The sequence below is a fragment of the Brachybacterium sp. ACRRE genome (assembly GCF_022346485.1).
In the GTDB taxonomy this organism is placed as follows: Bacteria; Actinomycetota; Actinomycetes; order Actinomycetales; family Dermabacteraceae; genus Brachybacterium; species Brachybacterium halotolerans.
The window spans coordinates 35,225-56,544 of record NZ_JAKRMO010000008.1; the positions used below are offsets into that span (position 1 = coordinate 35,225).

Here is a 21,320-nt window from a genome sequence, read left to right on the forward strand (position 1 = left end):
CCACCTTCCCGGAGGACATCCCGCATGTCAGCTGATCGCACCCGCGTCGCCATCACCGGTCTGGGCACCGTCAACCCGCTGGGCGGGGACGTCGCCTCGACCTGGGAGGCCGCACTCGCGGGCACCTCGACGGCGCACACCCTCGACAACGACTGGAAAGAGCGCTACGGCCTCTCCGTCGACTTCGCCTGCACGGTCGCGATCGACCCCCTCACGGTCCTCTCGCGCCCCGAGGCCAAGAAGCTCGACCCCTCCGGGCAGTACGCCATGATCGCGGCCCGCGAGGCATGGGCCGACGCGGGCACGCCCGACGTCGACCCCTACCGCCTCGGCGTGGTCGTCGGCACGGGCATCGGGGGGGTCTGGACGATCCTCGACCAGTGGGACGTCGTCAAGGAGCGCGGCGCCCGCCGCGTGAACCCCTTCACCGTCCCGATGCTCATGGCGAACTCCTCGAGCGCGCACATCGAGATGGACCTGGGCGCCCGCGCCGGCGCCCACACGCCCGTCTCCGCCTGCGCCTCGGGCTCCGAGGCCGTCGCACAGGCCTTCGACATGATCCGCTCCGGCCGTGCCGACGTGGTCGTCTGCGGCGGCACCGAGGCGTGCGTGCACCCGCTGCCCCTCGCCGGCTTCGCGAACATCCGCGCGCTGTCCACACGGACCGACGACCCCGAGCACGCCTCGCGGCCCTACGACGTGGACCGCGACGGCTTCGTCCTCGGCGAGGGCGCCGCAATCCTGGTCCTCGAGTCCGAGGAGCACGCGAAGGCGCGCGGTGCGAAGGTCCACGCGTACGTGGCCGGCCGCGGCATGGCCTCGGACGCGCACCACATCTCCGCTCCCCTGCAGGACGGACAGGCGCACGCGATCAGCGAGGCCGTGGAGGACGCGGGGATCGCCGCCGCGGACATCCGCCACGTGAACTCCCACGGCACCTCGACCCCGCTCGGCGACATCGGCGAGCTGCAGGCCGTGCGCCAGGCCCTCGAGGACGAGACCGACCAGATCGTCGTGAGCTCCACGAAGTCGATGACCGGTCACCTGCTGGGCGGCGCCGGCGCGCTCGAGTCGCTGTTCAGCGTGCTCGCGCTGCGCGAGCGTCTCGCCCCGCCGACGATCAACATCGAGAACCTCGACCCCGAGACGCCGATGGAGATCGCCCAGAACGCCCCCGTGGCCCTCCCCGAGGGCGACATCGGCGTGCTGAACAACGCCTTCGGCTTCGGCGGGCACGACGTCGCCGTGGTGTTCACGAACTCCTGAGCCGACGGCCCCGCAACGGGCCCGGGCTCCCCGGAGCGCAGAGGAAGGGCCCCGCACCACCGTCGAGGTGGTGCGGGGCCCTTCCTGCATCGGAGAGCGTCGCCGTGCGCCGCGGTCAGCGCTGTGCGCCGCGGTCAGCTCACGCGGTGGAGCCAGCGCATCGGCACACCCTCGCCGCCGTAGCGGTAGATCTCGAGATCCTCGTCCCAGGGCTCGCCGAGGGCGACCCCGATCTCGTGGCGCATGCGCTGCGGGTCCATGCCCGCGCGCTCCATGCATCCGCGCAGATGGTCCTCGGTGAGCACGGTGTTGCCCGCACGGTCGGTGACGGCGTGATGGGCGCCGAGGTCCGGGGTGAAGCTCCAGCGGGCCCCGTCGGCCTGCGTGGTCGCCTCCTGGGTCACCTCGAAGCGCACGTCGCCCATGCTGCGCAGAGCGCTCACGAGGCGCGCGCCGGTGTCCTCCCGGCCGCGCCAGCCGAGCTCGGCGCGCACGAGGCCGCGATGTGCGGGCTGATCCTCCCAGCGCAGGCGTGCGGGCACGCCGAGCACCCCCTGCGCGGCCCATTCGATATGCGGTGCGAGGGCTCGCGGAGCGGAGTGTATGAAGAGCACACCCTGGGTCATGACGCCCCTTCCGATGTCCGATGCGTCTTCCCCAACGAATCGGCGCTCAGCAGAAGGTGTGCTGTCCCTGGTCGTGCAGGGTAGAGCCTAGAGCCTCTCGCGGATGTCGCGCAATGCCCGCTTCTTCACAGGACGCTCGAGGCCGTCGATGAAGAGCTGCCCGTCGAGGTGACCGACCTCGTGCTGGATGAGCCGCGCGACGATGTCCTCGCCCTCGAGGACCACGGGGCGTCCGTCGAGGTCCGTGCCCTCGCAGCGGGCGAAGACGGCGCGGGTGCGGGGGTACCAGAGACCGGGCACCGAGAGGCAGCCCTCCTCCCCGTCCTCCTGGAGCTCCTCGGAGAGCTCGGTGATCTCGGGGTTCAGGACGTAGCCGAGGCTGCGCGAGCCCTCCTCGTCGTCCAGGCGCCAGGAGAAGGCGCGCAGGGTGACGCCGATCTGGTTGGCGGCGACGCCGGCGCGCCCCTCGTCGTCCACGGTGTCCAGGAGGTCGGCGACGAGAGTGCGCACCCCGTCGGTGACCTCGCGGACGGGATCGCACACCGTCCGCAGCACGGGGTCGCCGATCACGCGGATGGGCCGGACCGTCATCGCTGCTGCTCCTCGCGCTCGTCGTCCTCGAGGGAGGAGTCCAGGCCGAGGATCTCGTGGTCGACCCCGACGCCCAGGACCACGGTGCGCTGCACCGTGCACGACGCTTCGATGGATCGGTCGATGACCGCGCGGAGCCTGCGGAGCTCGTCGGCCGAGAGCCCGTCGAGGTCCAGCTGGATCTGCTCGTGGATCGCCTCGTAGCGGTTGGAGGTCTCGTCGGAGGTCCCGTGGGCCCAGAGCCGCAGTGCGAAGTCCTCGCCGAGCCGGCGCGAGGTGGGGATGTCCATGCTCATCCCCGCGCAGCCGATCAGTGCGATCTTCAGCAGCTCCCCCGGGTCGACCTGGCCCTCGCCCTTGCCGATGGGGATCTCGACCCCGCGGCGGTTGCGGCCGACGAGCGAGCGCTGGCCCACGCGATCCACCCACACGCTGCCCTCGCCGAACTCGTCGGGGAGCGGGAACGTCGCCTCGGGAACGCTGGTCATGATCGCCTCCGGTCTGCCGGCGGTGGGTGACCGCCTCCGCGCCGAGGTCCGTCCCCGCCGCGCGCAGGAAACAGGTCAGCCCCGGCCGTGACCGGGGCTGACCTGTTCCTTCTGGCTCCCGCGACTGGACTTGAACCAGTAACCGTTCGATTAACAGTCGAATGCTCTGCCGATTGAGCTACGCGGGATCGCGACCTGGACGACTCTAGCAAAGCACGCCCCGGCTCGCACCCCGGAAAGGGCCTCCACGCGGGGATTATGACGCAGTCCACGTTCGCTCCGAGGCTGCCGTGCGGGCCACGCCGACACGGTGTGCACGGCCAGGGATCGCGGGCGTAGCGTGCGCCGGTGACCACTTCGGAGAACACCCCCGCATCGATCCCCTCCTACGCGCAGGAGGCGTTCGAGCACCTCCCGGACCTCGTCGCCCTGCGGCGCGCCCTGCACCAGGACCCCGAGCTGGGCCTGGACCTCCCCCGCACCCAGGAGCGCGTGCTCGTGGCCCTGCAGGATCTGGGGCTGCGCATCACCACCGGCGCGTCCCTCAGCAGCATCGTGGCCGTCCTCGAGGGAGGCCGCCCGGGCCCCGTGGTGCTGCTGCGCGCGGACATGGACGCGCTCCCCCTGCAGGAGCGCACGGGCCTTCCCTTCGCCTCCGCCACGGGTCGGATGCACGCCTGCGGGCACGACCTGCACACCTCGGCGCTCGTCGGCGCCGCCCGCCTCCTCGCCGCCCATCGCGAGGAGATCCCCGGCCGGATCGTGTTCATGTTCCAGCCCGGCGAGGAAGGGCCCGGCGGGGCCGAGCCGATGATCCGCGAGGGAGTGCTCGAGGCCGCGGGCGAGCGTCCGATCGCCGCCTACGGCATCCATGTGGGCCCGGGGCCCCGTGGCACCTTCATCACGCGTGCGGGCACGGTCATGGCGGGCGCCGCGAACCTGCGCGTGCGCGTGCGCGGCGCCGGAGGGCACGGATCCCAGCCCATGCGGGCGATCGACCCGGTCGCGCCGCTCGTCGAGATCGCGGGCTCCCTGCAGACGATGATCTCGCGACGCTTCTCCTCCGCGGATCCCGTGGTGGCATCGGTGACCACGCTCGAAGCGGGAACGGCCATCAACGTCATCCCGGACTCCGCGGCCCTCGGGGCGACCGTGCGCACGATGACGGCGGAGTCCGCCGATCGCTTCGGGGAGCTCGTGCGGCAGTTCGCGGAGAACATCGCCCGCGCCCACGGAGCGCGCGCCGAGGTCGACTGGGAGATCCTCTACCCGGCGACGGTCAACGACGATGCGGAGGAGGCGTTCGCCGTCGCGGAGCTGCGCGAGGCCTTCGGCCCGGCGCGCGTGCACGAGTCGCCCCAGCCGCTGATGGGCTCCGAGGACTTCTCCTACGTGCTGCAGGAGGTGCCCGGGTGCTTCGTGTTCCTGCTGTGCTCCCCGGACGAGCTGCCCGAGGGGGAGCTCGCGGTCAACCACTCCCCGGAGGTGCTCTTCGACGACTCGGTGCTGGCCGACCAGTCGGCGGCGCTCGCCTCGCTCGCCCACGGACGGCTGCGGAAGGCTTCCGCCGGCTCCTGAGCCCGAGACGAGGGCGCCGCGGCGGTCGGGATCAGACGATGATCCCGACCACCGTGGCGCTCACGAAGGACACCAGGGTCGCGCCGTAGAGGAGGCGCAGACCGAAGCGGGCGATCGTCTCGCCCTGCTCGGGAGCCAGCGACTTCGCGGCTCCGGCGATGATGCCGATCGAGCTGAAGTTGGCGAAGGAGACGAGGAAGGTCTGGGCGATGGCCGTGGCCCGGGCGGACAGCTCGAGCTTCCCGCCGGGGTTCGCGTCGGTGAACGAGAGCATGGCCACGAACTCGTTGGAGATGAGCTTCGTGGCCATCAGCCGGCCGACGTCCACCGACTCCGAGACCGGCACGCCCGTGAGCACGGCCAGTGGCGCGAAGACGTAGCCGAGCAGCTGCTGGAAGCTGATGCCCAGGACGGAGTCGAAGATCCCGTTGAGGATCGCCATCAGCGCCACGAAGCCCACGAGCATCGCGACGACCGACAGCACGACCTTGCCGCCGTCGGTGATGTACTCCCCCAGCACCTGGAAGAAGGACTGCTTCGAGTGCTCGGGCTCGACGATCACGTCCTCCTCCTCGGTGAGCGTGTAGGGGTTCAGGAGCGAGACGATGATGAAGGCCCCGAAGAGGTTGAGCACGATCGCGGCGACCACGTACCGCGGCTCGATCATCGTCATGTACGCGCCGACGATCGACATGGACACCGTGGACATCGCCGACGCCGCGATCGTGTAGAGCCGGTGCTCGGGCAGCGTGGGCAGGATGCGCTTGATCGCGATGAGGTTCTCCGACTGCCCGATCATCGCCGAGGACACAGCGTTGAACGACTCGAGCTTGCCCAGGCCCGTCACCTTCGACAGCACCAGGCCGACGCCCCGGATCACCAGGGGCAGGATCCGCAGGTACTGCAGGATGCCGATGAGCGCGGAGATCACGATGATGGGCATGAGCGAGGTGAAGATGAAGGGGCCGCTGCCGTCGGCCTCGACGTCGACGAGCCCGCCGAACACGAAGCTCACGCCCTCGCGCGCATATCCGAGCAGTGTCTCGAAGACCGCGGCGATCACGGAGATGACCGCCTGCCCCACGCCGGTGCGGAGCATCAGCAGGCCGAGCACGAACTGCAGCGCCAGCATGATCCCGATGTACGGGGCCTTCTTCTTCAGCATCCCCACATCGCGGGAGGGCAGGAAGGCGAGCGCGAGGAAGACGATGAGTCCGGCGATGCCGACGAGGACATGCATGAGGGTCCGATCCCTGGGAGGCGGTGGCCGCCAGGCACCCTACTCGCACCGCGCGCGGAGCGGCATTCCAGGAATCGGGGCGATGGGACGGTGGACGGGCGCGCGGCGCGGAGACGATATGCTCGCTCCCGTTGTCAGGGGCCAGTAGCTCAGCCGGTCAGAGCAGCGGACTCATAATCCGTCGGTCGCGGGTTCAAGCCCCGCCTGGCCTACTTCACCAGCAAGGATGCTGACGCGGACGCCTACGGGCAGTCCGGAGTGCTCGAGTGCCGCGCGAGGACGACGGGGAGGACCCGCCCCGACCCTGCGAGGGCACCTCGTCCAGTCGTCCACACGGCTGATCGGGTCATCGACCGAGGTCGATGTCGCATGAAGCGCGCTGAGCGCTACCGTGTGATCGCACCGTCGACCTCCGAGGAGCCCTCCATGACGTATCCCCCGTCCTCCCCGCTGGGGCAGCCGTCCGCCGGCGATCCCGCCGGCGACCCGTCCGTCAATGGCGGTTCCGGCGCGCCCGGGTATCCCGCCGGCCCGGCCTCCGCTGGAGCGCGCGGGTATCCCGGCGGCAGCGAGTATCCCGGCGGCAACGGCTCCCCCGGGTACCCCGGCGGCGTCGGCTCCCCTGGTGGCCCAGGCTCCCCGGGCGGACCGGGGACGCCCGGCGGCCCTGGCCTCCCCGGTGGTCCGCCGTCGGGCGGGGGCTTCGGTCCCGGTGGCGGCGCGTCGCCCGGCGGGCCGTCGGCGCCGAACCTCGTCAACGGCGCGACGACGCACGGGATCCTCGGCCAGCGGGGCATCCGCCACCCGTGGGAGATCCCGCTGCTGATCGTGGGCATCGTCGTGACCCTCAGCGCCTACCTGCTGTGGACGATCCTCGTGGTGATGAGCATCGTCAACGCGATCCGCGGGGAGGGGCCGACGCTCCTGGACCTGCAGACGGGTCCCTTCGGCTCCCTCGTGATCCAGCTGTTCGCGATCGTGATGCTGCTTCCGCTCATCCTTTGGATCTCCCGCGCACTGCTGTACGCGCAGCAGCGCGCCTCGGGCATCCGGATGTCGCCCACCCAGTTCCCCGAGGGCTACCGCATGGTGGCCGAGGCGGCCGCCCACCACGGTCTGCGGCGCGTGCCCGATGCCTACGTGGTCCTGGGCAACGGTCTGATCAACGCCTTCGCCTCCGGCCACGGCTTCCGTCGCTTCGTGGTCGTCTACTCGGACCTGTTCGAGGTCGGCGGCGCCGTGCGAGACCCGGAGGCCCTGCGGTTCGTGATCGGGCACGAGGTGGGCCACCTGGCCGCGGGCCACGTGTCCTACTTCCGACTGCTGTTCAGCAATCTCCTGGCGCAGATCCCCCTCCTGGGCGCCGCGTACTCGCGGACGCAGGAGTACACGGCGGACAACTTCGGCTACGCCTTCTGCCCGCAGGGCGCCCCGGGCGTGATGGCCGTGCTGGGTGCCGGCAAGTACCTCAATGCCGACGTCAACGTCAACGAGCTCGCCGACCGCGCCGCGACCGAGAAGGGGCTCTGGCTGCACATCGCCAACTGGCAGGCGAGCCACCCGATCAACACCTGGCGCGCCCATGCGCTGCGCGACCGCACCCGACCGGGCCACCTGTGGTTCCGGCCGGGGCTGTTCGGCGCCGGCGCGGGCGCCTGGTACCCGCCGGTTCTGCCCGCGGGGAGCTCGTTCAGCGACCGCTACCCGACGCCCGATCAGGCCCTGTCCCTGCTCGAGCGGGCCGAGGCGCAGCACGCCTCGGGACGCACCGACCAGTTCGGGCGGTTCCCCGGCGTCGACTACGCCCGCCAGCCGAGCGTGCGGGAGGTGCAGACGGCCTCGCCCGTCATCTGATCGGCTCCCGCCCCTCGGGCCCTCACTCGTCCCGCGAGTGCAGGGCCCGTCGGCGTTCCTGGGCGGCGGTGAGCTGGCCGAGGATGCGCTGGTACTCCTCGGGGTCCGCACCGGCATCGGTGCGCTGCAGCCGCTGGCGCAGCACGGAGAACTCGCGGGTGATCGAGAGCTCGGTGAGCCTGTCCAGCAGCGAGGTCGCGAGGCGCTGGAGATCCTGCTCGTCGCGGGCGGGGAGCTCGACGTTGGCGATCTCGATGATGAGCGGACGCACCGTCTCCCCCGCGATCTCGAGCACCTGATCGATGAATCGGGCCGCCTCGAGAGAGCCCTCGACCGCGTCGAGCAGGGTGCCAGTCGCCAGGATCACGTCCCACACCCCCTGCAGAGCGGGGACGTGGAAGGAGTCGTCGGGCAGGGAGCCGACGCGCTCGACGTCGAGCATCCGCGGCACCTGCAGCATCACGGCGAGGGACTGCAGCTCGACCTGGCCGACGGGATCCCGGCGGTTGACGACGTCCGCGAGGCGCATGATCGGGATGCCGGCCGCGGCGTCGTCGGCGCCGGCGCGGCCCCCGTCGGCCGAGGAGCCCTGAAAGCCGGTGCCCTGTCCGCCTCCGTTCTGCGGCGCCGTTTCCCCGGGGCGCTCGGCGTGCCTGCCCTGCTGCGGGGCGGTGCGGGCGGCGTCGTGGACCGCGCGCAGCACCGTGCGCTCGTCCATCCCGAGCCAGCCGGCGAGGCGCCGCGCGTACTCGGGACGCATGGCGCGGTCACGGATGCGGGCGATCACCGGTGCGGCCATCCGCAGGCCGGAGACCTGTCCTTCGACGGTGTCCAGGTCGACCTGGGCGAGGACGGAGCGGATGGCGAACTCGAAGAGCGGCTTGCGGGCGTCCACCAGATCGCGCACCGCCGCATCGCCCTGGGCGATCCTCAGCTCGCAGGGATCCATGCCGCCGGGCTCGACGGCCACGAAGGTCTGGGCGACGAAGCGCTGGTCCTCCTCGAAGGCGCGCAGCGCCGCTTTCTGGCCGGCGGCGTCGCCGTCGAAGGTGAAGATGACCTCGCCGCCGAGCCCGCGCCCGTCGGCGTTCAGGCGCAGTCCGGCCGAGGGGTTCGTGTCCCCCATGATGCGGCGCACCACCTTCACGTGGTCGGCGCCGAAGGCGGTGCCGCAGCTCGCGACGGCCGTGGTCACGCCCGCGAGGTGCGCGGCCATGACGTCGGTGTATCCCTCGACGACGACCACGCGGTGCTGGGAGGAGATCTCCTTGCGGGCGAGGTCGAGGCCGTAGAGCACCTGGGACTTGTGGTAGATCGGGGACTCGGGCGTGTTGAGGTACTTGGGGCCCTGATCGTTCTCGAGCAGCCGGCGGGCGCCGAAGCCGATGGTCTTGCCGGTGACATCGCGGATGGGCCAGACGAGCCGCCCGCGGAAGCGGTCGTAGACCCCGCGCTGGCCCTGGGAGACGAGGCCGCTCGCGGTGAGCTCGGGCTCGGTGAAGCCGCGCCCGCGCAGATGTCCCAGCAGGCTGTCCCAGCCCTCCGGGGCGAAGCCGACGCCGAAGCGTTCGGCGGCCTCGCGGTCGAAGCCGCGCTCGGCGAGGAAGCGCCTGCCCACCTGCGCGCTCGCGGTCGCGAGCTGCTCGCGGAAGTACTCCTCGGCGATCGCGTGGGCGTCCAGCAGGCGCTGCCGGGTGCCGAAGTCGGGGCGATCGCCGCCTCCGCGGCCGACGTCCTCGTAGTGCAGCTCGACCCCGTAGCGGCCGGCGAGCATCTCGACGGCCTCGACGAAGCTGAGGTTGTCGATCTTCTGCACGAAGGAGATGACGTCCCCGCCCTCCCCGCAGCCGAAGCAGTGCCAGTGGCCCAGCTGCGGACGGACGTTGAAGCTGGGAGTCTTCTCGTCGTGGAAGGGGCACAGCCCCTTCATCGAGCCGATGCCCCCGCTGCGCAGGGTGACGTGCTCGCCGATGACCTCGTCCAGGCGTGCGGTACCCCGGACCTTCTCGACGTCCTCGCGGCGGATCCTGCCCTGGCTCATCGGCTCCTCGTCCCCTCCTTCGGTCCTTCTCGTGGTGCTGCGGGCGCTCCCCCGCCGCTACAGGTCCGAACCGAGTCCCGGGAGCGGCGTGTCCGCGGCGGTCACGTGCGTCGTGCCGCCGCGGTAGAGCGTCTCGTGCAGGCGGCGCGCGGTGACGTCGGTGAACGAGGCGATCTGGTCGATGACGACGCGGGCCCTTCCGGCATCGTCCTGGGCATCCTCCCAGAGCTCGGAGAAGATCGGGCTGAGATGCACGCTGCCGGTGTTCCAGAGATGCGCGTAGAGATCCCGCAGGATCTGCTCCTGCTGCGCGTAGACGGGCCGCTGGGCCGCGGAGCTCATGACGTAGGCGGCCGCGAGCCCCTTGAGCACCGAGATCTCCAGCCGCGTCTCCTCGGGGACGACGACCTCCCCGGCGAAGCGCGCGATCGGGCCGTCTCCGTGGCGCTCGCGCGTCGCCTCGACGACGGCGTGGGTGAAGCGGCCGATGAGCTGGCTGGCCATGTCCTTGAGCGCGGCGGCGTCCCGCATCGAGCCGGTGTAGCGCAGCACCCACCAGGGCTGGTCCTCGAGACGGGCGAGGGCCGCGTCGAGCACGTCGATCGGGTCGGTCGGCGTGTACCAGTCCTGGACGACGTACAGCGCGGCGGCACGCTCCATCGGGTCCGCCAGGACTGCGAGGTCGAGGGCGCCGCCGGTGACCGAGTCCTCGATGTCGTGCACCGAGTAGGCGATGTCGTCGCTGATGTCCATGACCTGCGCCTCGGAGCACTTGCGGATGCCCGGAGCGCCGTCGCGCGCCCAGTCGAAGACGCCCTGGTCATCAGGGTAGACGCCGAACTTCGAGGAAGCGGGGTCCGGTCCCTCGCCACGGCGCCACGGGTACTTGATCGCGGCGTCGACCGTGGCGCGGGTGAGGTTCAGCCCGAAGGGGCGGTCGGCCCCGATGAGCTTGGGCTCGAGCCGCGTGAGCAGGCGCAGGGTCTGCGCGTTGCCCTCGAAGCCGCCGATGCCGGATGCGAGCTCGTCGAGCACCTTCTCGCCGTTGTGGCCGAACGGCGGGTGGCCGAGATCGTGCGAGAGGCAGGCGGCGTCGACCACGTCGGGATCGCAGCCGAGGGCCGCGCCGATGTCGCGGCCCACCTGGGCGACCTCGAGGGAGTGGGTGAGGCGGGTGCGCACGAAGTCGTTGGCGCCGGCGCCCAGGACCTGGGTCTTCGCACCGAGGCGACGCAGCGCCGAGGAGTGCAGGACGCGCGCGCGGTCCCTCTGGAAGGGCGTGCGGGTGTGCGACTTGGGAGGCTCCTCGCCCCAGCGCTCCTGGTCGGAGGCCGTGTACCCCGGCGGGAGGGCGACCAGCGGGGAGTCCGCGGAGGTGCCCCGCTGCGTCAGATGCTCCATGCGGGCGCTCATCCTCCCGAGGTGTCCAGCTCGGCCTCGTGGAGGCGGGCGCGGTGCTCGTCGCTCAGCTCCCGGGAATCCATCCATCCCTCGGGGCAGACCGCTCGCTTGGGGGTGCCGGCGCGGCCGCGGGGCCCTTCGGCGTCGGCCCCGGGGTAGGGCGAGTCGAGATCCAGCTCGGCGAGCTTCGCGTCGAGGTCGGCGAGGGACTCCATGGTCGCGAGCCGGTGCCGCATCTCGCCGCCGACGGGATACCCCTTGAAGTACCACGCGACGTGCTTGCGCAGGTCGCGCATGCCGCGGCCCTCGTCCTCGAAGAACTCCACGAGGAGCTCGCCGTGGCGGCGCATGGTGCGGGCGACGTCGCCGAGGGTGGGACGGATGCGCTCGGGACGGCCCGCGAAGCCGGCGGCGAGGTCTGCGAACAGCCACGGGCGGCCCTGGCAGCCGCGGCCGACGACGACGCCGTCGGCGCCGGTCTCCTCGACCATGCGCAGGGCGTCCTCGGCCGACCATATGTCGCCGTTGCCGAGGACGGGGATGTCGGTGACCAGCTGCTTGAGGTCCGCGATGGCCTCCCAGTGCGCCTGGCCGCTGTAGTGCTGGACGACGGTGCGCCCGTGCAGCGCGATCGCGGACGCGCCGACCTCCTGGGCGATCAGGCCGGCGTCGCGGTACGTCAGATGGTCCTCGTCGATGCCCATGCGGGTCTTCACGGTCACCGGGACGTCCCCGGCGGCCTCGACGGCCCCGCGGACGATGCGCGTGAACAGCTCGGTCTTCCAGGGCAGGATGCCGCCCCCTCCGCGGCGCGTCACCTTGGGCACCGGGCAGCCGAAGTTCAGGTCGATGTGGTCGGCGCGGTCGCGCTCGACGAGCATCTCGACCGCGCGCCGCACGGTGGTCGGGTCCACACCGTAGAGCTGGACCGAGCGCGGAGTCTCGCGCTCCCCCATCGTCACCAGTCGCCATGACTCCGCGTGGTCCTCGACGAGGGCGCGCGAGGTCACCATCTCGGAGACGAACAGCCCGCCGTCGTCCTCCGAGTGCAGCGCGCCGAACTCGCGGCACAGCAGGCGGAAGGCCATGTTCGTGATGCCGGCCATCGGCGCGAGCACGACGGGCGTGTCGACGGTGTGCGGGCCGATGGTGAGGGTGCGCCGCTGCGGCTCCGCGGACGGGGACGCCGGGGAGCTCGGTGCGGTGGGGGCGTCGAGGGTGGTCATCACCGCCGATTGTCCCATCCCCTGTGCCGCACCGGGAGGCCCGGGAAGGGTGATGTGCATCGGAGGGGCCTGGGGAGGACCCGTGTGCGGGCATCCAGCCGGGAGGCGGCCTGCGCGCCTACGATGCGGCTATGCCCCAGGTGAGCGTCCAGCAGCGCGTTCCCGCGGCCCCACTCGACTCCCCCACGGAGGACCGATGACCACGCAGACGCACTCGCCCGATCGCCGTCGGCCCCGGAGTCTGGGCTTCCTCGCCTTCGTCGACCACACGGGCATCGACCCCGCGCCGACGGCGGGCGGCCGCTCCCAGGGTCTCGACGACGGCCTCGACCTCTTCGAGCGGGCCGAGGGCATGGGGATCGACGCGGGATACGTCCGGCACCGTCATCTCCAGGACTTCCTCTCCGCGCCGCTCCCCTTCCTCGCGGCCGCCGCCCAGCGCACGCGCACGATGACGCTCGGCACCGCGCTGATCCCTCTGCGCTTCGAGCAGGCGGGCCGTCTCGCCGAGGACGCCGCGACCACGGATCTGCTCGCCGGCGGCCGCCTGCGCCTGGGCGTGGGGTCCGGGTACGCGAAGCAGGACGCCGTGAACGAGCGCGCGTTCGGCCCGGTCGACGGCGACGTGCGCGCACGGGTCGACCAGGTGCTCGAGGACCTGCTCGCCTTCGTCGACGGGGAGGTGGTCGCGACCGCGGACGAGTTCTTCGAGACCGAGGACGCCGGCACTCCGCTGCGCGTGCGCCCGCAGGCCCCCGGCCTGCGCTCGCGCATCGCCTACGGCGCCGGCTCGATCGCGAGCGCCGAGAGGGCTGGCCGGCTCGGGATCGGTCTGCAGGTCTCGACCCTGCAGCCGGCCGACGGCACGGGCCGTTCCTTCGAGGAGCTGCAGAGGGAGCTGATCGAGGCCTACCGCGCCGCGAGCCGGACATCCGGCCACGTCGAGGGACACGTCTCCGCGAGTCGGCAGGTGCTTCCGGTCACGCGCCGGTCGGATCTGGACGATTTCGCGCACCTCATCGAGCGGGACCGGGAGCGGCAGGCGGCCATGCGCGAGGGCACGGCGCTGATCGGAGGGCGGCCGGCGGCCTTCGGACGCGTGGTCGCGGACTCCCCCGAGGAGGTGGCGCGCTTCCTCGCCGACGACGTCGCCCTGCAGGCGGCCGACGAGGCGATCCTCGCGCTCCCCTTCGGCCATCCCTACGACGTGGTCCGGCGGATCACCACGGTCTTCGCCGAGCAGGTCGCGCCGACGCTGCGGAAGGCATGGGCCTGAGGCGCATGGGTCCCGGGACCGCGGACGCCTCGCACGGCACGCGCACGGCTCGCGGGGATCGGGCGGCGGGCTGGGAGCGGACCACGCGCTGGCCGCTGCTCTCGGTCTCGCTGCTGTTCCTCGCGTCGTACTCCGTGCAGGTGATCGCGCAGCCGGACGGGCTCGTGCGCCATCTGCTGAACGGGATCACCTGGGTGGTGTGGGCGGCCTTCGCCGTCGACTACGTGGTCAGCCTCGTCCTCGCGCAGCACCGCCTGCGCTGGATCGTGCGCCATCCGCTCGACCTCGCGCTCGTGATCTTCCCGGGCCTCGCCATGCTGCGCCTGGCGCGATTCATCTCGCTGGTGGTGCTGCTGCAGCGGCATGCGGGCGCCCTCGTGCGCGGGCGCGTGGTCACCTACGTGGTCGGTGCGTCGTCCCTGGTGACGTGGGTGGCCGCCGTGGGCGTGCTCGACGTCGAACGGGGCGCGCCCGGAGGGAACATCCAGACCATCGGCGACTCGCTCTGGTGGGCGATCGCGACCATCACGACCGTCGGCTACGGCGACTACACCCCCGTGACGCTGCCGGGTCGGCTGATCGCCGTCGGCCTCATGATCTGCGGGATCGCCCTCGTCGGCGTCATCACCGCGACCTTCGCGAGCTGGCTCATCGGCCAGGTCCGCACCCCGGCGCCCACCGGGACGGGGGCCACGGGGAACGACGCCCCGCAGCCCCCGGCCGACGCCGACCGGTCCTCCGTCAGGCCCCGATCAGACGCTGCGCCAGGTAGCCCTTCACCTCGGTGAGGGCCACGCGGGTCTGCTCCATCGAGTCGCGCTCGCGGATGGTCACGGCCTGGTCCTCGGCGGTGTCGAAGTCGACCGTGATGCAGAAGGGCGTGCCGATCTCGTCCTGACGGCGGTAGCGGCGGCCGATCGCCTGCGAGACGTCCATCTCGACGTTCCACAGCGGGCGCAGCTCGTCGGCCAGGGCGCGGGCGCGCGGGACCAGGTCCTCGCTCTTGGACAGCGGCAGCACGGCGACCTTGACGGGTGCGAGGCGCGGGTCGAGGCCCAGCACGGTGCGGGTGTCGACGCCGCCCTTGGTGTTGGGGGCCTCGTCCTCGCGATAGGCGTCGACGAGGAAGGCCATCATCGAGCGTGTGAGCCCGAAGCTGGGCTCGATGACGTACGGGGTGTACCGCTCGCCCGAGGCCTGGTCGAAGTACTGCATCTTCGTGCCGGAGACCTCCGTGTGGCGCCCCAGGTCGAAGTCCGTGCGGTTGGCGATGCCCATGAGCTCGCCCCACTGCCCGCCCTGGAAGCCGAAGCTGTACTCGATGTCGATGGTGCCGTCCGAGTAGTGGGCGCGGTCCGCCTCGGGGACGTCGAAGCGGCGCATGTGGTCCGGGTCGATGCCCAGGTCCACGAACCAGTTCCAGCAGTCCTCGACCCAGCGGTCGAACCATTCCTGGGCCTGCTCGGGCGGGGTGAAGAACTCGATCTCCATCTGCTCGAACTCGCGGGTGCGGAAGATGAAGTTGCCGGGGGTGATCTCGTTGCGGAACGCCTTGCCGACCTGGCCGATGCCGAAGGGCGGCTTCTGGCGCGCGGCGGTCACCACGTTCAGGAAGTTCACGAAGATGCCCTGCGCGGTCTCGGGCCGCAGGTAGTGCAGCCCGGACTCGTTGTCCACGGCGCCCAGGTAGGTCTTCATGAGCCCCGAGAACTGCTGCGGCTCGGTGTACTCGCCGCGGGTGCCGCAGTTCGGGCACGGCACCTCGGCCAGCCCGCCCTCGGGGGCGCGGCCCTTCTTCTCCTCGAAGGCCTCGAGGAGGTGGTCCTCGCGGAACCGGCTGTGGCAGCTGCGGCACTCCACCAGCGGGTCGGTGAAGGTCTTGACGTGCTCGGAGGCCTCCCACACGCGTGTGGGCAGGATGATGGCCGAGTCCAGGCCGACCATGTCCTCACGGCCCTGCACGAAGGTGCGCCACCACTGCTTGCGGATGTTCTCCTTGAGCTCGACGCCGAGGGGACCGTAGTCCCAGGCGGAGCGGGTGCCGCCGTAGATGTCGCCCGAGGGGAACACGAACCCGCGCTTCTTGGCGAGGGCGATGACGTTGTCCAGGGTGCTGGCGGGGGCCTTGGCCACGGTGTGACTCCTGCGATGCGGCGGTGGTGGCGCTCCGCGGAGGCCCTGGGGCCGGCCCTGCGCGAAGGTGCGAAGGGGTGCGACGGATCCAGGTGCGGCGTGGGCCGCGACGGCGGGCGGAGCGCCGGGACGAGCGTCCAGCATATCGACGAACGCGCGCGGCGTCGGCGCGCGCCAGGACCGACCCGGCGCGCCGCCGGGAGGTCCGCTCCCCCGTCGGCCGACGGGGCGCGATGCGCGCCACATCCGCCACCTCCTCGAGCGCCGCGAGCTTGCACTCGGACGAGGTCAACTCTGATAATCACTCTCATGTTCGCCACGCCCCGCTCCCCCCGCCGCCCCTCGCGCACGCACCCGTCCGACGCCGCCGCAGCGCCCGCGCTCCTGCGCTCGACGACGACCACGCGACGATCGCTGCTGGGCCTCGCGGGCATCGGCGCGGCCGGTCTCGCGCTGAGCGCGTGCGGAGGGACGTCCGGATCCTCGGGGAAGCCCGTCATCATCACGGGCTGCTACGGCCTCACCTATGCCGCGCAGCAGGTGGCCGGCGACCTCGCCGAGGTGGTGAGCCTCGCCCAGCCCGGCGTCGACCCGCACGATCTCGAGCTCTCCGTCGCCCAGGTCGCGCAGGTCCAGGAGGCGGCGCTGATCGTGCAGATCCCCGGCTTCCAGGCCTCCCTCGACGACGCGATCTCCTCGAAGGACCTCTCGGACGCCACGCTGGATGTGTCCACCGTCGTCACCATGCTCTCCGGCAGCGGCGAGGAGGACGAGCACGATCACGGCGACGAGGAGTCCGAGGAATCCGAGGAGGGCGCCTCCGACGAGGGCGGGCACGAGGGCCACGACCACGGCGCCCTCGACCCGCACTTCTGGAACGATCCCGTGCGCCTCGGGAAGGTCGCCGAGGCCATCGGCGAGCACCTCGCGAAGGCCGATCCGGACAATGCCTCGACGTTCCGTGAGAACGGCGCGAGCGCCCGCAGCGCCCTCGAGGACCTCGACGCCGAGCTGAAGAAGGAGTTCGACGCCGTGAAGGGCGACAAGCCCTTCGTCACCAGCCACACCGCCTTCGCCTACCTCGCCGACCGCTACGGCCTCGAGCAGATCGGCATCACCGGGATCGATCCCGAGGTCGAGCCCTCCCCCAAGCGCCTCCTGCAGCTGCAGAAGGTCATCAAGGACCAGCACGTGACGACGGTCTTCTTCGAGACGACCGCGTCGCCGAAGGTCGCCGAGACGCTCGCGGACAACGTGGGGGCGAAGGCCGAGGAGCTCGACAACCTCGAGACCCAGCTCTCCGAGGACACGGACTACCCTGCCGTCATGCGTGAGAACTGCTCGAAGCTCGTGGCGAGCTGGTCATGACGCCGGGGTCCCCGACACCGGCGGTCTCCGTCGAGCACCTGGACGTGGACCTCGGCGGCGCCCCGGTGCTGCACGACGTCTCCCTCGAGGTCGCCACGGGCGAGCTCGTGGGCCTGCTCGGGGCGAACGGCTCCGGCAAGTCGACGCTGCTGCGCGCGATGGTCGGCGTCCAGGCCGCGAGCGCCGGCACGGTCAGCCTCTTCGGCCGCCCCGTGAAGGACCGGAGGGTCCATGCGAAGGTCGGCTACGTCCCGCAGTTCGCCGCGGGCGGCGGATCGATCCCGGCGACTGCCCGGGAGACCGTCGCCACCGGGCTGCTCGGGCCGGGCCGCTGGTTCTCCCGGCTCCACGACCCGCGCGTGGACTCGCTGCTCTCGGACGTCGGCCTCTCCGGAATGGCCGACCGGCCCATCACCCAGATGTCCGGCGGACAGCGACAGCGCGTGATGATCGCGCGCGCCCTGGTGCGCTCCCCGCAGCTGCTCGTGCTCGACGAGCCCTTCTCGGGCGTCGACGTCGCGACGCAGGACGCGATCGCCGCGATCTTCCGCCGTCTCTCCCAGCGCGGCACCACGGTGGTGGTGGTGCTGCACGAGCTCGGCCCGCTGAGCGAGGACGTGCGTCGCGCCGTGGTCCTGGACCGCGGCCGTGTCGTCCACGACGGAGCGCCCGAGGATCGCCCGCTGTTCGACCCCGGACACGACCACCAGGCGCTGCACGAGGAATGCCTGGGACAGGAGATCCACCCATGACCATCGCCCCCTGGGGCCTTCTGACCAGCGACATCATGCGCTACCCGCTGATCATCGCCGTGCTCATCGGCCTCACCGCGCCGATCGTGGGCACGTACCTCGTCCAGAAGAACCTCTCGCTGCTCGGCGACGGCCTCGGGCACGTGGCGCTCACGGGAGTGGCCGTCGGCTGGCTCGTCGGCGCCTGGATCAGCGCCTCCCCGCAGGACCTGCTCGCGATCCCCGGAGCGCTCGTCGCCTCCGTGATCGGTGCCGTCGTCATCGAGATCGTGCGCGAGGTCGGGCACACCAGCCGCGATGTCGCCCTCGCGATCCTCTTCTACGGCGGCATCGCGGGCGGCGTCGTCATCATCCAGCTCGCGGGCGGCGGCTCGCAGAGCCTCGTCGGCTACCTCTTCGGCTCGCTCGCGACGGTGACCGCGACCGACCTCGTGATCGCGGTGGTCCTCGCCGTGATCGTCATGGTGACCGGCATCGGGCTCAGCCGCGTGCTGTACACGGTGACGGGCGACGAGGAGTTCGCGCGCGCCTCGGGCCTGCCCGTGCGGGCGATGAACATCCTCATCGCCGTGATCGCGGCGCTCACCGTGACCCTCGCGATGCGGATCGTCGGCGCGCTCATGGTCTCCGCTCTCATGATCGTCCCGGTCGCCGCCGCCCAGAGCGTGGTCGTGGGCTTCACCCGCACGATGCGCACCGCGATGGCCATCGCGGTCGTGTGCGCGCTGGGCGGGCTCGTGCTCACCGCCTACGTGGACCTGCCGCCCGGCGGCGTGATCGTGCTGCTCACGATCGCCTGCTACGCCGTGAGCCTGATCCTGCGTCCGATCGTCCAGCGCCTGCGCGCACGACGGACCGAGGCCGAGAGCCGTTCAGGCGTGAGCGAACCGATGCCCGCGGACCGCTGAGTCCTGGGATGATGGTGGGCATGCAGCGAAACACGAGGCAGCGCACCGCGATCCTCGACGCGCTCGGCCGTCAGGACGACTTCCGCAGCGCGCAGCAGATCCACGAGCAGATGCGGGCCGACGGCGAGACCGTGGGCCTGGCCACCGTGTACCGGAACCTGCAGACCATGGCCCACGGCGGCCAGGTCGACGTGCTCGTGACCGACGACGGCGAGTCCATCTACCGCCAGTGCGCCGAGAGCGGCCATCATCACCACCTCGTGTGCCGCGAGTGCGGGCGCACCGTCGAGTTCCAGGCGCCGCAGGTCGAGGATTGGGCGCGCCGCGTGGCCCGCGAGCACGGCTTCACCGACGTCGACCACACCATGGAGATCTTCGGCCTGTGCCCCGAGCACTCGGGCGCCGCGTCCGACGCCTCCTCCGCCTCCGGGGCGTGACGGGGTGCTCGACTGGATCGGCTCGCTCCCGCTGCTGCCGGCCGTCGGCCTGCTCTGGGTGATCGTGCTGTGCCGCGCGGGCGGCACGTACCTGCTGGGGCGCGGTGCGCACCGGCTCGCGCACCGGGGACGGCTCGCGAGGATGATCGAGAGCCCGTCTGTGGATCGTGCGATCACGATCGTGAACCGGTGGGGCGCGCCCGTCGTGGCGCTGAGCTTCCTCACCGTCGGCTTCCAGACCGCCGCGAACCTCTCGGCCGGCCTCACCCGCATGCCGGCGGTCCGCTACGTCCCGGCACTGCTCATCGGCGGCCTCGCCTGGGCCGTCATCTACGCGACGATAGGACTGGCCGTCGTGATCACCTGGATCGAGCTGTTCCTGCTGAGCCCCTGGGTCGCGATCCTGGTGCTCGCGCTCGTCATCGCCCTGGCGGTCGTGCTCGTGCTCAGACGCCGCCGGTCGCGCGAGCGTCGGGCGCGGGAGACCCCGGCGCCGGAGCGTCGGGAGACGCTCCCCCCGGAGCCTCGGGAGTCGGAGCGTCCACCGCTCCCCCGTAGCGACGATCCCTCCGCGCGTACTCGGTGACCGCGCGCCACAGCACACGGCGATCCACGTCCGGCCACAGCTCGGGGACGAACACGAGCTCGGCGTAGGCGGCCTCCCAGAGCAGGAAGTTCGACGTGCGCTGCTCGCCGCTCGTGCGCAGGAAGAGGTCGACGTCGGGCATCTCGGGATCGTCGAGGTACCGGCGGAACGAGGACTCCGTGATCGCGCGCGGGCTCAGGCGGCCCTCCCTGGCCAGCGCCGCGACCTCGCGGATGCCGTCGACGATCTCGGCGCGGCCGCCGTGGTTCACGCACATGTACAGGGTCATGCGGGTGTTGCCCGCGGTGAGGCGCTCGGCCTCCTTGAGCTCCTTGATGACGGAGCTCCACAGCCGCTGCTCGCGGCCGATCCAGCGGATGCGCACCCCCCAGGAGTGCAGGGTGTCGCGCTGACGGCGCAGCACGTCGCGGGAGAAGCCCATGAGGAAGCGGACCTCCTCCGGGGAGCGCTTCCAGTTCTCGGTGGAGAAGGCGTAGGCCGAGAGGTGCGTGACGCCGATCTGCAGGGCGCCCGCGACCACATCGAGCAGTGCAGCCTCCCCCGCCTCGTGGCCCGCGGTGCGCGGCAGTCCGCGCTGGTTCGCCCAGCGCCCGTTGCCGTCCATGACGACCGCGACGTGCCCGGGGATGGTCTGCGGCGGCAGCTGCGGGGGCAGCGCTCCGCTGGGATGCGCGAAGGGCTCCTCGGGACGGCGCGGGGCATCGACCAGCCGGCGTCCGGCGTCACCGCCCGCGGCGCGCTCCGCGCCGGGCCGTTCCCTCCGCTGCGTGCTCCTGCGTGCCACGACTGCTCCTCAGCGCTCGACGTACCCCAGGGAGCGGACCGATCGCTCCAGGTGCCAGGTGATCGTATCGGCGATCAGGCGGCTGGCCTCCTCGCGGGTGGTCTGCTCGGAGTCCAGGACGTTCTCCCAGTCGCCCGCCATGAGGAAGATCATGTGCTCGATCGCCGCCTGCCGGGCCGCGACGGCGCCGGGACGGCGGCACGCGGTGCACACGAGGCCGCCCGCCGAGACATCGAAGGCGTGGTGGGGCCCGTCGGCCCCGCAGGTCGCGCACACGCGCAGCTCGGGCGACCAGCCGGCCAGCGCCAGGGTGCGCAGCAGGAACGAGTCGAGCACGAGCGAGGCGGGGATCTCTCCCGCCGCGACGGTCCGCATGGCCCCCACGAGCAGCAGGAATCCGCGCTGGGAGGGATCCACGACGTCGTCGGTGAGGCGGTCCGTGGTCTCGAGCATGGCGGTGGCGGCGGTGAAGCGCGAGTAGTCCGCGGCGATGGGGCCTGCGAAGCCCTCGATGGTCACGGCCTGGGTGACGGTGTGCAGGTTCCGTCCCGCGTGCAGCTGCAGGTCCACGAGGGTGAAGGGCTCCAGGCGCGCCCCGAAGCGGCTGCCGGTGCGCCGCACGCCCTTGGCGACGGCGCGCACCTTCCCGTGGCGTCGCGTCAGCAGGGTGATGATGCGGTCGGCCTCGCCGAGCGGGTGGGTGCGCAGGACGATCGCGTCGTCCCGGTAGAGCTTCTGCATGAT

At 71.7% G+C, this 21,320-nt stretch carries 19 protein-coding genes, 2 tRNA genes and 1 pseudogene; 11 read left to right on the forward strand and 11 right to left on the reverse strand.

Features of this window, described 5'->3' with window-relative positions; genetic code table 11:
* Positions 1–24 precede the first annotated feature (24 nt).
* The gene (locus tag MHY49_RS03830; protein ID WP_239202721.1) at positions 25–1,266 is read left to right on the forward strand and encodes a beta-ketoacyl synthase; all 1,242 of its coding nucleotides are present in this window, start codon (positions 25–27) and stop codon (positions 1,264–1,266) included.
* Positions 1,267–1,400: 134 nt separating this feature from the next.
* On the opposite strand, the gene MHY49_RS03835 is transcribed toward MHY49_RS03830, so the two are convergent.
* From MHY49_RS03835 to MHY49_RS03850, 4 genes are all read right to left on the reverse strand, one after another.
* Positions 1,401–1,892: a DUF3145 domain-containing protein gene (locus MHY49_RS03835; RefSeq protein WP_200500769.1), complete on the reverse strand. Its 492-nt coding sequence runs from the start codon at positions 1,890–1,892 to the stop codon at positions 1,401–1,403.
* 87 nt (positions 1,893–1,979) lie between these two features.
* On the reverse strand, positions 1,980–2,483 hold the full coding sequence (gene def / locus MHY49_RS03840; protein WP_239202723.1) for a peptide deformylase: 504 nt from the start codon (positions 2,481–2,483) through the stop codon (positions 1,980–1,982).
* A complete protein-coding gene (locus MHY49_RS03845) occupies positions 2,480–2,971 on the reverse strand; it encodes an OsmC family protein (RefSeq protein ID WP_239202725.1) in 492 nt (163 codons plus the stop codon). Before MHY49_RS03845 ends, def begins: the two co-directional genes overlap by 4 nt.
* A gap of 112 nt (positions 2,972–3,083) precedes the next feature.
* A tRNA-Asn gene (locus MHY49_RS03850) sits at positions 3,084–3,159 on the reverse strand.
* A 160-nt stretch (positions 3,160–3,319) separates the two neighbouring features.
* Here MHY49_RS03850 and MHY49_RS03855 point away from each other — a divergent pair.
* Positions 3,320–4,549, forward strand: a complete 1,230-nt coding sequence (locus MHY49_RS03855; RefSeq protein ID WP_370645965.1) for a M20 family metallopeptidase — start codon at positions 3,320–3,322, stop codon at positions 4,547–4,549.
* Between the two features lie 31 nt (positions 4,550–4,580).
* On the opposite strand, the gene MHY49_RS03860 is transcribed toward MHY49_RS03855, so the two are convergent.
* Positions 4,581–5,789 carry a NupC/NupG family nucleoside CNT transporter gene (locus MHY49_RS03860; RefSeq protein ID WP_200500772.1) on the reverse strand — a complete coding sequence of 403 codons (1,209 nt, stop codon included), beginning with the start codon at positions 5,787–5,789 and terminating at the stop codon, positions 4,581–4,583.
* Between the two features lie 138 nt (positions 5,790–5,927).
* Here MHY49_RS03860 and MHY49_RS03865 point away from each other — a divergent pair.
* Together MHY49_RS03865 and MHY49_RS03870 are read left to right on the forward strand one after the other, a co-directional pair.
* Positions 5,928–6,001, forward strand: a tRNA-Ile gene (locus tag MHY49_RS03865).
* Positions 6,002–6,215: 214 nt separating this feature from the next.
* Positions 6,216–7,643 (forward strand): M48 family metallopeptidase, encoded by a 1,428-nt coding sequence (locus MHY49_RS03870; RefSeq protein WP_239202727.1) that lies wholly within the window; start codon positions 6,216–6,218, stop codon positions 7,641–7,643.
* A gap of 22 nt (positions 7,644–7,665) precedes the next feature.
* Here the strand turns inward: MHY49_RS03870 and dnaG are convergent, their stop codons facing one another.
* The 3 genes from dnaG to dusB are packed head-to-tail and all read right to left on the reverse strand — an operon-like array spanning position 7,666 to position 12,311.
* The gene (gene dnaG, locus MHY49_RS03875) at positions 7,666–9,684 is read right to left on the reverse strand and encodes a DNA primase (RefSeq protein ID WP_239202728.1); all 2,019 of its coding nucleotides are present in this window, start codon (positions 9,682–9,684) and stop codon (positions 7,666–7,668) included.
* Positions 9,685–9,741: 57 nt separating this feature from the next.
* Complete coding sequence (locus MHY49_RS03880; RefSeq protein ID WP_239202729.1) at positions 9,742–11,085, reverse strand: deoxyguanosinetriphosphate triphosphohydrolase; 1,344 nt, start codon at positions 11,083–11,085, stop codon at positions 9,742–9,744.
* Positions 11,086–11,093: 8 nt separating this feature from the next.
* Positions 11,094–12,311 carry a tRNA dihydrouridine synthase DusB gene (gene dusB / locus MHY49_RS03885; protein WP_239202730.1) on the reverse strand — a complete coding sequence of 406 codons (1,218 nt, stop codon included), beginning with the start codon at positions 12,309–12,311 and terminating at the stop codon, positions 11,094–11,096.
* A gap of 196 nt (positions 12,312–12,507) precedes the next feature.
* Between dusB and MHY49_RS03890 the strand changes: the two genes are divergently transcribed.
* The gene (locus MHY49_RS03890) at positions 12,508–13,587 is read left to right on the forward strand and encodes an LLM class flavin-dependent oxidoreductase (RefSeq protein ID WP_239202731.1); all 1,080 of its coding nucleotides are present in this window, start codon (positions 12,508–12,510) and stop codon (positions 13,585–13,587) included.
* Between the two features lie 5 nt (positions 13,588–13,592).
* Positions 13,593–14,375 carry a potassium channel family protein gene (locus MHY49_RS03895; RefSeq protein ID WP_239202733.1) on the forward strand — a complete coding sequence of 261 codons (783 nt, stop codon included), beginning with the start codon at positions 13,593–13,595 and terminating at the stop codon, positions 14,373–14,375.
* Here the strand turns inward: MHY49_RS03895 and MHY49_RS03900 are convergent.
* Positions 14,329–15,720, reverse strand: coding sequence for a glycine--tRNA ligase (locus tag MHY49_RS03900; RefSeq protein ID WP_239202735.1), 1,392 nt, complete (start codon positions 15,718–15,720; stop codon positions 14,329–14,331). The genes MHY49_RS03895 and MHY49_RS03900 overlap by 47 nt on opposite strands.
* A 309-nt stretch (positions 15,721–16,029) precedes the next feature.
* Between MHY49_RS03900 and MHY49_RS03905 the strand changes: the two genes are divergently transcribed.
* The 5 genes and pseudogenes from MHY49_RS03905 to MHY49_RS03925 form a co-directional block, all read left to right on the forward strand.
* Complete coding sequence (locus MHY49_RS03905; RefSeq protein WP_239202737.1) at positions 16,030–17,088, forward strand: metal ABC transporter substrate-binding protein; 1,059 nt, start codon at positions 16,030–16,032, stop codon at positions 17,086–17,088.
* Positions 17,085–17,840 carry a metal ABC transporter ATP-binding protein gene (locus MHY49_RS03910; protein ID WP_239202739.1) on the forward strand — a complete coding sequence of 252 codons (756 nt, stop codon included), beginning with the start codon at positions 17,085–17,087 and terminating at the stop codon, positions 17,838–17,840. Before MHY49_RS03905 ends, MHY49_RS03910 begins: the two co-directional genes overlap by 4 nt.
* Positions 17,837–18,748 (forward strand): metal ABC transporter permease, encoded by a 912-nt coding sequence (locus tag MHY49_RS03915; protein WP_239202741.1) that lies wholly within the window; start codon positions 17,837–17,839, stop codon positions 18,746–18,748. The genes MHY49_RS03910 and MHY49_RS03915 overlap by 4 nt, the downstream gene beginning before the upstream one ends.
* 20 nt (positions 18,749–18,768) lie before the next feature.
* Entirely contained in the window at positions 18,769–19,185 is a 417-nt protein-coding gene (locus tag MHY49_RS03920) for a Fur family transcriptional regulator (protein WP_239202743.1), read from the forward strand.
* Positions 19,186–19,189: 4 nt separating this feature from the next.
* Positions 19,190–19,519 (forward strand): annotated as a pseudogene (locus MHY49_RS03925) (DedA family protein); the annotation flags it as partial.
* Between the two features lie 112 nt (positions 19,520–19,631).
* On the opposite strand, the gene MHY49_RS03930 reads toward MHY49_RS03925, so the two are convergent.
* Together MHY49_RS03930 and recO are read right to left on the reverse strand one after the other, a co-directional pair.
* Positions 19,632–20,501, reverse strand: coding sequence for an isoprenyl transferase (locus tag MHY49_RS03930; protein WP_239202806.1), 870 nt, complete (start codon positions 20,499–20,501; stop codon positions 19,632–19,634).
* Between the two features lie 84 nt (positions 20,502–20,585).
* Positions 20,586–21,317 (reverse strand): DNA repair protein RecO, encoded by a 732-nt coding sequence (gene recO / locus MHY49_RS03935; RefSeq protein ID WP_239202745.1) that lies wholly within the window; start codon positions 21,315–21,317, stop codon positions 20,586–20,588.
* Positions 21,318–21,320 lie beyond the last annotated feature (3 nt).